At 46.3% G+C, this 12,461-nt stretch carries 10 protein-coding genes and 2 pseudogenes; 6 read left to right on the top strand and 6 right to left on the bottom strand.

Annotated elements, in window-relative coordinates:
• A pseudogene (locus L5M11_RS23085) lies at positions 1–956 on the top strand (IS3 family transposase); the annotation flags it as partial.
• Position 957: 1 nt separating this feature from the next.
• On the opposite strand, the pseudogene L5M11_RS23090 reads toward L5M11_RS23085, so the two are convergent.
• Positions 958–3,078: pseudogene (locus tag L5M11_RS23090) on the bottom strand (TonB-dependent receptor); the annotation flags it as partial.
• A gap of 424 nt (positions 3,079–3,502) precedes the next feature.
• Here L5M11_RS23090 and L5M11_RS23095 point away from each other — a divergent pair.
• Positions 3,503–3,694 (top strand): DUF2986 domain-containing protein, encoded by a 192-nt coding sequence (locus L5M11_RS23095; protein ID WP_113941341.1) that lies wholly within the window; start codon positions 3,503–3,505, stop codon positions 3,692–3,694.
• 19 nt (positions 3,695–3,713) lie between these two features.
• Here L5M11_RS23095 and L5M11_RS23100 read toward each other — a convergent pair whose 3' ends face one another.
• From L5M11_RS23100 to L5M11_RS23115, 4 genes are all read right to left on the bottom strand, one after another.
• Positions 3,714–4,226 carry a M23 family metallopeptidase gene (locus L5M11_RS23100; RefSeq protein ID WP_263193376.1) on the bottom strand — a complete coding sequence of 171 codons (513 nt, stop codon included), beginning with the start codon at positions 4,224–4,226 and terminating at the stop codon, positions 3,714–3,716.
• A gap of 37 nt (positions 4,227–4,263) precedes the next feature.
• Positions 4,264–4,854, bottom strand: a complete 591-nt coding sequence (locus tag L5M11_RS23105; protein WP_263193378.1) for a hypothetical protein — start codon at positions 4,852–4,854, stop codon at positions 4,264–4,266.
• Positions 4,855–4,866: 12 nt separating this feature from the next.
• On the bottom strand, positions 4,867–5,487 hold the full coding sequence (locus L5M11_RS23110; RefSeq protein ID WP_411569294.1) for a CHAP domain-containing protein: 621 nt from the start codon (positions 5,485–5,487) through the stop codon (positions 4,867–4,869).
• A 235-nt stretch (positions 5,488–5,722) separates the two neighbouring features.
• Positions 5,723–7,066, bottom strand: coding sequence for an anaerobic C4-dicarboxylate transporter (locus L5M11_RS23115; protein ID WP_105251110.1), 1,344 nt, complete (start codon positions 7,064–7,066; stop codon positions 5,723–5,725).
• Positions 7,067–7,330: 264 nt separating this feature from the next.
• Here L5M11_RS23115 and L5M11_RS23120 point away from each other — a divergent pair, with 264 nt between their 5' ends.
• Both L5M11_RS23120 and L5M11_RS23125 read left to right on the top strand, forming a co-directional pair.
• Positions 7,331–8,509, top strand: coding sequence for a PrnB family protein (locus tag L5M11_RS23120; RefSeq protein ID WP_105251111.1), 1,179 nt, complete (start codon positions 7,331–7,333; stop codon positions 8,507–8,509).
• A 4-nt stretch (positions 8,510–8,513) separates the two neighbouring features.
• Positions 8,514–9,635, top strand: coding sequence for an aminotransferase class V-fold PLP-dependent enzyme (locus tag L5M11_RS23125; RefSeq protein WP_113941336.1), 1,122 nt, complete (start codon positions 8,514–8,516; stop codon positions 9,633–9,635).
• 165 nt (positions 9,636–9,800) lie between these two features.
• Here the strand turns inward: L5M11_RS23125 and L5M11_RS23130 are convergent, their stop codons facing one another.
• The gene (locus tag L5M11_RS23130) at positions 9,801–10,124 is read right to left on the bottom strand and encodes a YceK/YidQ family lipoprotein (RefSeq protein ID WP_173242710.1); all 324 of its coding nucleotides are present in this window, start codon (positions 10,122–10,124) and stop codon (positions 9,801–9,803) included.
• A 492-nt stretch (positions 10,125–10,616) separates the two neighbouring features.
• Here L5M11_RS23130 and L5M11_RS23135 point away from each other — a divergent pair, with 492 nt between their 5' ends.
• Entirely contained in the window at positions 10,617–11,489 is an 873-nt protein-coding gene (locus L5M11_RS23135) for a hypothetical protein (RefSeq protein ID WP_173242713.1), read from the top strand.
• Between the two features lie 183 nt (positions 11,490–11,672).
• A partial coding sequence (locus tag L5M11_RS23140) for a hypothetical protein (RefSeq protein WP_263186858.1) occupies positions 11,673–12,461 on the top strand: 789 nt, incomplete at its 3' end.

The following is a 12,461-nucleotide window of genomic DNA, read 5'->3' on the forward strand; positions in this document are numbered from 1 at the left end:
TCCCAAGGGACACCGTCTACATCAATGCGAGGACAGTTGATGACTGAGCCCACCACACTGACCCCTGAACAAAAGATAAAAGCACTCGAAGCCGAACTTGAGGATACCCGCATGAAAGCCGCGTTCTTCGAAGCCATTGTCGAAAAACTTAGCACTGACTACGGGATTTCTGTCGTAAAAAAGCCACGCGCGAAACGCTCCAAGAAAAAACGGCCATAGGGTATCGCGTCACCCAATGCTGCCGCTACCTCGGGATTAGCCGTCAGGCGTATTATCAGCAATGTCAGCGGCAAAAAATATCAGAGCAGAGGGAGCAACATGTATTGCAAACGGTGCAATATGAACGCTTGTTTCAACCTCGAATAGGTACACGCAAGTTACAGTATTTACTGAATAAATCGCATCAAATAGTGATTGGGCGAGACCGGTTATTTAGCAGCCTCAGAGCGCATCGTTTGTTGGTCGCGCCTAAACGGGCGTACCATAAAACGACTCACAGTCATCATCGATTTAGGTGTCATCCCAACTTGCTTAAGCCCAGTRAGCAACAAGTGGACATCACTCGCTCAGAACAAGTCTGGGTGGCTGATATTACCTATCTGCCACTGCAAGATAATGAAGCCTACTGAAGCCTGGTGACCGATGCCTGKTCACGAAAAATCGTGGGCTATCATGTTGATGATAATCTCAAAACAGATGGTGTGCTAACAGCGTACAAACAGGCACTGAGGCAGCGGCAAGACAAAGGTAAACCGCTGATACACCACTCAGACCGAGGAATACAATACTGCTCAAACGCTTATCAAGCGGTTCACACTCATCATGGTGTGACATGCTCAATGACAGACGGATATGACTGCTATCAAAATGCGTTAGCAGAGCGAGTAAATGGCATATTGAAGCAGGAGTTTTTAACACATAAGCCAGCAACGCTGCAGGAGGCACGACAGATGGTGGATCATTTGTACCCATGGTTTGTGAGTAATAATTGAAATAATCCTTATTAAATAGATTTTGCAAACCTAGGCTCAGGGTGCCAGTGTAAAGCGGCATTGAGAAGGAAGCATCGACTGTCGTGTAACCATCAAACTCTGCATACTTATTGCCCGCCGCGTTTTTAAAATCGCGGTCCATGTAGTAATTAGCTTGAACGCGGGTCGACATTTCATTATCGAAGCTATGGGTCCAGAACAGGTTGATACGGTTTGGCGAAATATTTGCACCATCGAGATCGGTATCGACTTGGCTATCACCATTTGAATCGTATTCGCCCTGCTGGAAGGCGATATTCATGCCGAGATCATCATTGCTGGTAATGTAGGCGGTGACATTGGCTTCAATACCATCGATCACACTCTTTTCGCGCTTCACGTCGTAGAAACCATCACTATTTAAGGCCAAACGTGAGCCAAAATCAGTGGCGGAACGATAGTAAGCTAGCTTAGCGCTTAAGTATTTACCTTGGTAATCGGCGCCGACTTCAACGTTATCTGTGACGATCGGTGTGAGCGCCAGTGAGCCATCTATGCTGGGATTGTCGCCGGGGAAGCTTTTACCATCACGCAGAATTCGGCCGATATCCGGCATGCCAAAACCTTGGTTATAGCTGGTATAAACGCGAATGTCAGGAGTGATTTTATAAGAGATACCGACGTTAAATAAGGTTTCATCGAAGGTGGCTGAACCGCCCGCAATTTGCTTATTGCCTGCACCCCATAGGGTTTTGTAGTCATCGACACTTAACTCGGCATGTTCGTAACGAACACCGGTCGATAAGGTTAAATTTTCAATTAAGTCATAATCTAACTGCAAGTATGGCGCAACGTTGTCATAGGTACTTTCGGGAACCCATGAAAAGCCTGTTTTTACTAAATCTTGCTCAGTGGTGTCGCGGAAAAGGTCGACACCGTAGGCCGCATCAATTCCTGAACCAGCAATATCCTTAGCGATTAAGGCGCTTTTTAAGCCCCATTTAACCGAAGAGTTACGCGATTGCTCGTAGTACAAGCTTTCACCTTTACTGCCGACACCGCATTGGATGACTTGGTCGCTGCCTTCGAAGGATGGATCGTAGAAGCTATCGAAACAGCCACCGCCATAAACCGCTTTAAAATCTTGATTAAAGAGTTGCAGGCTAAGTTGCTGGCCACCAATATTGGCGTGGGTGTAAGTCAAACTTGTGGTGGTCACTTGGTTGTTGGCGGCTTCCCATGGCTGAGTTTCTTTAACTGCACCTGTGGGGACACCATTGGGCTTGTCACCTGCAACGGGCATCCAATCACCATTGTTGTCTGCATTGTAATGGTTAACCATTAATTCAAGGCGAGACTCATCGAAGTTATGGCCAAGCTTGATGAAGAAGTCTTTACTCTGACTATCCATCGACTCGCCTTGAGTCGTGTCGACACCCACTACGTTATGATTGGCATCGTAATAGACGCCATTATTGCGGTAGCTAACCGAACCTATCATGTCGATAAATTCTGACTCGCCAGAAAACGCATAGCTAGCACCAAAGCTTAAGCCATTGGATTTCATTGAATCAGGCACTGTGACATCGAAACTAGCAACCTGTTCGCTGTCGCCTGTTGGCTTTTTAGTGATGTAGTTGATGATGCCGCCTTGGGCACCGAGACCGTGCATTGCATTGGCGCCGTGAATGATTTCGATGCGTTCAATCATGGCAGGATCTATAGTTTGTCCCTCTCTACCACCACTGCGAAGTGGGTTCGATTGAGGCACGCCGTCGATCATAATCAATGGCGGACGACCACGCAGGGTTTCACCTGTGTTACTCATCTTCTGGCGGCTCGGTGAAAAGCTAGGCGCTAAGTTACCGATAATAGTCGATAAATCTTTAGTGGTGCGGAACTGTTCTTCTAATTGGGCACGGTCGATGATAGTGACAGTATTGGGGATCGAGCTGGGAGATTTATCCATTCGACTTGCGGTGACAGTGATTTTTTCTATGTCTTTATTTTTGTTGTTTGGACTGTTGTCGGTGGCATCTTGGGCCGCAGCGGATTGGGTTAACGCTGCCAATACGGCTAAAGCAACAAACGAGGTTTTGAATGTCATATAACTTCCTGCTAAGGGCGAATGAGTTTGTTACACCGGCTCCCTTGGCATAGGTTAATATTCCATTAAATTGTATTACAAATGATAACGATTTTTATTATTCGCGATTTTAGGGGAGGAATTACAGCTTGTCTAGTCACGCCATACAGGAAATTGCATGATTTGACGACAGTATGAATAAATTGCGACACAGCACTCGGTATCGAGAGGTTTTACTGTAAAGGCCATGCATATAGTGCGAGTTCATGTCGGTAAGGCATTACCTTTTTTGGCATTTGTCTTTGATTTAGGAGACCTATGTTTTAGTCGCAGGTTTGATTATTTGATTGGATCACGCGTTTGCTTTAGTGCTTTCGATTGTCTGGCGCGTTGATGGAAGGCTATAATCGCGCCCCTTTATACCGTATCTCGCATTGGTACTCTGATGAACCGTAAAAAGAAGATTAATCAAACCTTGAAGAGCAAGGCAAAAAAGGCCAATGCCAAACTGCAATCTAGCAATAAACCTAAATATATTGCGAAGGCAGAGAGAGAAGCATTAGCTGCGGCTGTTGAGCATGAGACCCCATCAAAAACCGCAGAACCTCAGCTTGATATTGCACTGCCAATAAGCTGATTAAAGTAAGTTGTTAAGCCTATAGTGCAGTTAAATACTCGATAGGGTTTTGATAAAAGGCCTTTTTATAACCTTGGGTTGAAGTATCCATCAGCCAAGGTTTAGGTAATAAGCTCAAAATGGAATAGTGCAAATGGGGCGGTTTACCTTGTGCATTGCCCGTATCGCCGACAGTGCCCAAAGTGTCACCTTGGTAGGCAATCAATCCTGTGGCTGATTCAATTTGTGCTAAATGGGCAAAGTAATGAATTTGCCATTTAGGACCTAAACCAACCACTACATTTCCTCCTTTGAAGAAGTCACCTCGATACAAGATCAGCATAGGCGTTGGCGCAATCACTGCGGTGTTTTTGGCGGCGAAAATATCTATCCCCTTGTGAACGCCCGATGGACCCCAAGGTTCATACCAAAAGGTTTGGCTGTTCCAATCTTTACTGCTGGCACCTTTTACTGGGATCGCGGGTGACTCAGGGATCAGATAACCACCAAGTAGCAGTAACGTCAGTGCTAATCTAACATATTTCAATTTCATTTTTTATCCTGCATTAAGTGTTTGCGTACCTTAAGTTTTAATGAAACTCGCTAAATTCCCGCCAACTTTCAGGATATTGCAAGTGCTCGGCTTCTGAGAGTGATAGCCAATAGGGGCGCCAAAAATAGCTGCACCAAAAGTCGATATTACCTTGAAGACTGCCGAGAGTATCGGGATCGATATTGGGAAAGCTTTCCCATGGATTGGGCGGGGCGGATTTGAATCTGATTAATGCTTCTAGCAAGGGTTTGTCATTGGTCACTAAGGTTATGCACACACCCGCAAAATCGTCATATTGGTTCAGCAATACGCAGGTCGCTTGGGTTGGATGTTCGATAAAACCGTTAAAGTTGACCGTTTGCTCGGGCAATGTGTTAAAGCCTGCCTGGCTAAGTAAAGTGTTTAAGGCCTCTTTCCCTTGGTAAGTCAGCAAGCAATGCAATTGATAAGCAAAAATATCTGCTCTGTCCATAGGTACAACGAGTGGATAGGTTTGTATGATTGGCAAGCTGATATTGGGCATCTGGGTTTGATGAAAAACAGTGTGTAACTCAGTTTGTGGCCTAGATTGCTTGAGGCTATCACTATTACGCGCAAGGCGTTGTTTAATCCAAGTTAATACTGACATTATTGTTATTTCTCAGTGAACCTTACTGGTGAATGGCGTATTTGCGGATTTTGCTATCGGGGATGCTGTGATTTCCGGGGCCTGCCATCTTAACCAACCTTTTACTCGAGGCGCATCAATATACCAGAGGCCGTTTTGTTGGATTAATGCCAACCGTTCGCGTGATGGGCCAAAGGGGCCGGGATTTTGCTGGGCAATTTCAATACTGCTATCGGTAACTGAGGCAATGATCGCAACGTGACCATAGGGGTTAAATATCCATGGAGAAAACACGAGTAGATCATCCTGCATAGGTTTGGTCTGACTCGCATTAGTGTATTGCTGCATAGCGCGTTTTTCATTCCACATGCCATCGCTTAACTTGTTATCAAAAAAGTCTCTAGCATGGCCTAAAGCATCAGGCATTTTATGCTGGTAGCGTTGGTAAAAGTAGCGCTTAACAAATTCAACACATTGATATTGAATACCTAAGTTATAACCATCTATAGATAGGTTGCGTCCTGAATGGGTATTAACTCCTCCGTTATAATAGATATTAACCCCGTTTAGAGTGTCGATGACTTCTCCTACTTGATGGTGGGAATTAAAGTTAATCCGAGTTATCAGACTGTAGGCACAGTATACGAGCCCCATCAGTATCGTGAAAAATGCTAATAGAATGGATAAGCGTCTAATCATCTTTAGTACGGCAAGCTAAAAAGAGTTGTTGAGTAAGATATTTATCTCACTTTCGGGCTGCGTATTTTATGTTCTGAAGAATATGGGCGTCTAGGGTATGGGTTTTATATTGGCACAGGTTAATACTTTTGTGTGATTTAAGGTTATCTAAAACAAAGGCCGCATCAGCGGCCTTTGTTATTTGTGGCGGTTAGAGTAAAGCGGTTGCGAGTAGATAACCGACAGCCGATGCTGTCGCTACACCGATAAAGCCTGGAATGATAAAGCTGTGGTTAATAATGAACTTACCTATTTTAGTCGTACCTGAACGGTCAAAGCCGATACAGGCCAGATCACTTGGATAGGTTGGTAGCACGAAATAACCGTAGCTTGCAGGTAGGAAGGCGATTAAGAGTTTTGGATCGACCCCTAAGGCGAGTCCCATAGGTGCGATTGCAGTGAGTGCTGCCGCTTGGCTATTAACAAGCTTAGAGATGAGAAACAGCACTAAGGCATAGGTCCAAGGCTGGCTTTGTACTACATGGGACAGGTTTTCTTGAAGTACATCCATATGGCTGATGAAGAAAGTATCACTCATCCAAGCCACACCAAATACTGAGAAAATTGCCACCATGCCCGCTTTAAAAACGGGACCGTTAGAGATGTTAGTCGGTTTGACTTTACAGGTCATCAGGATAAATGCACCTGCAATTAACATCATCATCTGGATCACTAAGTTCATCGAGAGCAAGGTCGACTTACCTTTAACGTCAAAGGCGGGACGTAATTCACTAAATGAACCTAACAGTACCACAGCAGCGATAGCGGTGAAGAAAATCCCCGTTGCCCAGTAAGCTTCCTTCGGATATTTTTGATTTAACAGGGTTTCGCTCTTGTCATAGATAAAGGCTCTTTGGACTGGATCTTTAATGCGTTCTTGAAATTCTTCATCTTTATCTAAATCTTTACCACGACGCAGACTCCAAAGTGCAGCGGCCATGACACCGCAAAGCGATGCTGGCACTGACACCATTAAAATTTCGAGCAGATTGTAAGCGCGGCCGACACCCTGTTGTGATGCCAGAATCGACACCATAGACACTACCGCTACCGACACGGGCGAAGCGCAAATCGCCATTTGTGAAGCGACAGATGCCACCGCCATTGGGCGCTCTGGGCGAATATTTTTCTTCAGCGCGATATCGGAAATAATCGGGAACATGGTGTAAACCACATGGCCAGTACCGCAAAGGAAGGTCAGCGTCCACGTGGTCAATGGCGCTAGAATCGTGATGTATTGTGGATGACGGCGCAGTAAGCGCTCGGCATACTGCATCATCACATCTAATCCACCCGCGGTTTGCAATACGGCTGCACAGCCAATGACTGCAAGTATGGTTAGCATAACTTGTACTGGCGGTTGTCCTGGCGCTAAACCGAAAACAAAAATCAGTAAAAATAAGCCAATACCGCTGATGAGGCCGAGTCCCATGCCGCCGTAGCGGGTACCTAGCAGTAGGCAGCTAAGCACTACTATAAATTCCATTAAAATCATCCGATTTACCTCTGCGGAACTTACCGCTTAGCTATTAGTTGAGTGATGAGTGTCTTCAGGAACATTCTGCGGAGTAAAAGTGTTTGAAAAATTGCGCTGGCGCATGGTGTAAATAAAAAATGGCATTAGTTTTTTCGGAAATTTGACCTAACGCTAGAAACACGTGGCGATAAGTTGCATTCTGGTTACGAGTTTTACGGATTGGGCTAACGCTTTGAGCTCACTCCGTTTAAAAGAACGATAACAATACTCAAGGATAAGCCCGTGAAACCAGCCACCTTTAATACCGAAGCCTTTGATGATTGGATCCGCAGCCGCTTTGTGGAACTCAATTCCGAGCTAGAACAGCTTTACTACCAACAAACAGATCGGGCCAATGTGCTCGATATCGGCGCAGAAGCTAAGTTGGCGCTGGAGAGCGAAGGGCGAGAGTTGATTAAGACCTTGCTCGATGAGGGGAATACTGATGAAGGTTTCGACAGTGCCTTCGATTTACTCGGCAATGTGGGCTTGTATATGGCGGCCTGTCGGCGCCATGAAATTACCGAGCCCTCGCGGGAAACGACATCGCCATTAGCTGAGGCTTCTGCGCTCGCCATGCATATTGGCGCTTCAATAGGCGTCACGCCGCGCTTTGCCACCGCACATTTAACTACTCACAATCGTGCCCACAATGGCATTTATAAGCGCTTTACCGATCTGAGCGCCGAAAAGCTGTTTGTGGATTACAATACTAAAGGCATTTTGGCCTATAAACGCGCCGCCGATGCCCTATTGAAGATCCAGCCTTTGGGCATTTCCCATCCCATCAGTCACGATTTACTGCGAGTCGCTAAACAGGCATTGCAAGATGTGATTGAGTCAAATACCCAATTATTTAATCGATTAGATACTGACCGTTTCTTTTACTGTGTTCGCCCTTACTACAAGCCTTATCGGGTGGGCTCAGTCATCTATCGCGGTGCCAATGCAGGGGATTTTGCGGGGATTAATGTCATCGATTTAACGCTAGGTCTTTGTTTCGCCAATGAAGCTTCCTACTCGCAAATGCTGGTGGACAAGTTTTTATACATGATGCCGGAGGATCAACAGATATTGCGCGAGTGCATGCGTCGGCCGAATTTGATGGATGACTTCCTGCAGGCAAAAGACTGCTCAACCCAAGATTGGTATCAAGAAAACTTGCGACTCTTTATCGAAGTCTGCGAATTACATGGCGAGACTGCGATTCAGCACCATAATGAGTTAGTGACTAAATATATTGCTGAGCCTTCGACAAGTATGGAGCAGCAGCATTTAGCTAAAGTTACCGCCAGTGGTCCGCCACTGCATGTGCTACTCGGCTCATTGGAGCGACTCAGAGACAGACGCGCCGCCGCTCAACGCAGCGATATTCGGACGCGTTATTGTGATATTAAAAAACTAAAAGAGAGTTTGAGATAACACTATGTTTGAAGATTTTAAAAAGGACTTTTACCTAGCAGGTCCAGGATATCTATTAAACCATTCCGTTGGCCGGCCATTAAAATCGACCGAGCAGGTCTTTAAAGAAGCCTTTTTTGCGCCTTGGCAGGAGTCGGGGCGTGAACCTTGGGGCCAGTGGCTGGGTGTGATTGATGATTTTACCTTTGCTTTATCTAAACTATTTAACGGCCACCAAAAGGATTTTTGCCCTCAGGTCAATCTTTCCAGTGCGCTGACTAAAATTGTCATGTCCCTCGACAGATTGAACCGCGAACACGCCGTTGTGTTAATGAGTGAGATTGATTTCCCCAGCATGGGTTTTGCCCTTAAAAAAGCGCTGCCTGCCAGTTGCGAAGTACGTTTTATTCCTAAAGGGCTCGATATCACCGACCCTAATGTGTGGGATGCGCATATCAGCCGCGATGTGGATCTGGTGTTTGTCAGCCATGCTTACTCGAATACGGGGCAGCAGGCGCCATTAGCCAATATTTTCACCATAGCCCGTGAGCGAGGCTGTTTGAGCTTAGTGGATGTAGCGCAATCGGCGGGGATTATTCCGCTGGATCTCGCGCGCCTACAACCCGATTTTTTAATCGGTTCGAGTGTGAAATGGCTCTGCGGCGGCCCTGGTGCTGCCTATCTTTGGGTTAATCCCGCCATATTGGATAGTTGTCAGCCTAAGGATGTTGGTTGGTTTAGCCACGAGAATCCGTTCGAATTTGATATCCATGATTTTCGTTACCAGCATTCCGCACTGCGCTTTTGGGGAGGGACACCATCAATCGCGCCTTATGCCATTGCCACCCATAGCATTCATTATCTTGCTGGTTTAGGTACTCCGTTGCTGCGTAAATACAATCAGCAATTGATTGATGCTGTGGCGCAAGAGCTCGACCATGAGTTTGTGTCGCCGCGGGATACTGAAAAGCGCAGCGGCACGCTTATTCTGCAGTTTGGTAAACAGCAGCATCAAATGATGACGGCATTGGCGAACGCGAATATTAGTGTCGACGCCCGCAGTATGGGGATCCGGATTTCTCCGCATATTTATAACAATATGGCTGATATCAAGTTGTTACTTGATGTGATTAAAGCAAATCGCTAACTTAAATGATTTAAAATGGCTTGCTAGGCTAGGTTGTACCACGTAATTACAACTAACAAGGCACAACACTCTGGGAGGCAAACCGCGACATGGTCGTTCCCGTATGCCGGCGTTAACTCACCGTCACACAGGCAACTTGAGGTTATTTATTGGGTGCGATCATGCTTAAATCTTATAGTCATAGCGGCAGACCATAGGTCGCGGGGTGTGGAGCTTGGGATCGCTGGGCGTGATCGCTAAATCTGCAGGTAGCATAACAGTATCGATGATCAACGCACTGCTCATATCAACGAGTGTCAGCGGGATGGTAAAGAGCAGTAAGGGTGGGGCCGCTAACGCGGAGATCATCATACACTCCTCGCCATTATCAACAGCCGTTTGCACACTTGAGAAAGAGTGACCCCAAGTTGAATTTTCTCCCATCCTCGACGTTATCGTTGCACATCCCGTGAGAGAACAGCACACGACCAACCAAGTCAACCAACGCATAACCACTCCATTGTTTATATGTGAAAAACTGCATTGCTTCGGTATGATCTACTCACTTGATCAACTGAGAGCGTTAGTGATGTGGAACCAGATCAGGTTTCATTTGACGCCAACCTGTTCTGTTTCAACAGCTTGGCATTCTAACTATATGATTATATCTGTCAATTATTCATCAACAGAAACGAGATACAACCAAGCTCAATAACCTAGTTGTTAACGGCGACTCTTGTTTTGGATTGGTATTAAACATGGAGGTTTGTATGCCGTGCCCTTGCAGAACTCAGATGAGTTTTGAACATACTCTTTAAAATCAGTCTCCACTTCCCTCACTGGCCATCTAGCTACTTTTATTACTTTCCTTAAAACTGTTTCAGTAAATATTCGCTTGAGGGTAGGCCGAGAGCATATTATGTTGCTGATTTAAAATGGATGACTGGATTTACTGCCTGGCGATGGCCACGCTACAAGTAGAGTCTACCGAGAGGTAACAGGATGAACAATAAAGCAGCGTCGCCGCAGTCGGCGTCGACAGAGCAAGAGACACAACCGTTGGACGACAGCCGGTATGAAGACCTGCCGCGCAGTGAGTACCTGCAATTACCCCAAGAGGAGCAAGACCGGCTCAATAAGCTACGTCAGCAGCGGGTACGCGAGGCACCGACCCTCTATGAGTGGGATATTAAGGTAGCGACCGTGTATAGCATGGGGTGGCTCGTTGTCATTATTCCCTGCGGTATAATGGTGCTGATTGGCTTGGTGGCACACTGGTATGAGTCTGACCAATGGTATGGTTTTTTTTTCATGGCATTGATTTTTGCGCCATTTATCCGCTACCTCTGGTTGGCCGACAAACAGTACCATTATCGACTCACCACCGAGGGTTTAGTTACTACCTATCATGACGTTATTCCGGATGCCGCCTACGCGGTAGTGCGGGGGCTGGCTTGGTTTGGGGTAGTGGTTTGCATCGTCGGTGTGGCCTTTTTAGGCCCAGCAGCGCTGGTTGGTGTAGGTGGAATGGCTCTGGGGGCATTTTTCTTTACTGGTTTTAAAAATATAGAGACAACTTATGAGAGCCCTATAAAAAATGGGCATCGTCATTTGATTAAGGTAACGCGGAATCGTCCATTTATTGCCTGCCAATCGGATGTACGAACAATGGGCTTACGAGCAAGTATTCGTCTTCATTGCCCATTGGATAAGATGCACACTATCTTGTCATTGCTGATGACGCAGTTACCTGATTCAGAAATCCGTGTATTTAAAAATGAGCGCGTGTTAGATGGCGTACCATTTGCGTTATTTGAGTCAGGCGAACCTGCCCAACTGGCAGATTTTACCCCTGACAATACCCAGCCCAGTTAACGTTTTTTCTCGCGCCTGTTATTGGCGCGAGACTCGGTGTCCATCAGTGACAGCTTTGCCACCAAGATGCTAACAGACTTTTTAGCGGCAAGGTCGTCAAGGGTGAGAAAACATTAAGTACGAGCTGTGTGGGTAGGTTAACGATGACCGTGCAGTCCGTGGGTACAGCAAAGGAATAGCTATATGAATAAGAGAGCTGCGCCGCAGTTGGCGTCGACAGAGCAAGAGACACAACTGTTGGACGACAGTCGGTATGAAGACCTGCCGCGAAGTGAGTACCTGCAATTACCCCAAGAGGAGCAAGACCGGCTCTACAAGCTGCGTCAGCAGCGGGTGCGCGAGGCGCCCACGCTTTATGAGTGGGATATTAAGGTAGCGACTGTGTATGGTCTATTTTGGTTAACCTTCCTGATCCCGTGTGGTTGCGTAGCACTTATAGGGTGCTATTTGCTATCTGGCGATACTAGCTTGGGTATAGGGTTAATCATCATGGCTTTAATTATGTGCTTATCTGCTCGTTACCTCTGGTTTGCAGACAAACAGTACCATTATCGGCTCACCTCCGAGGGTTTAGTTACCACCTATCATGACGCGATTCCGGATGCAGCTTACGCGGTAGTGCGTGGGCTGGCTTGGTTTGGGGTGGTGGTTTGTATTGTCGGGGTGGCCTTTTTAGGCCCAGCAGCGCTGATTGGTGCAGGCGGAATGGCTCTGGGGGCATTTTTCTTTACTGGTTTTAAAAATGTAGAAACCACCTCAATAAGTGCTATCAAGCGTGGACACCCCCATATGATAAAAGTGACCCACAAGAGGCCATATATATCGTGTGATACAGACAGGTTTTATTTCGGATATTATTCAAATCTCGACTGTTATTGCCATCCCGAAGATATGCATAAAGTGTTGTCGCTACTGATGAAGCAATTACCGGGGTCGGAACTCTTTTTATTGAAAAATGAACGAATAGTTGGC

The sequence above is a fragment of the Shewanella sp. SM87 genome, from assembly GCF_025653705.1.
Classification (GTDB): Bacteria; Pseudomonadota; Gammaproteobacteria; order Enterobacterales; family Shewanellaceae; genus Shewanella; species Shewanella oncorhynchi.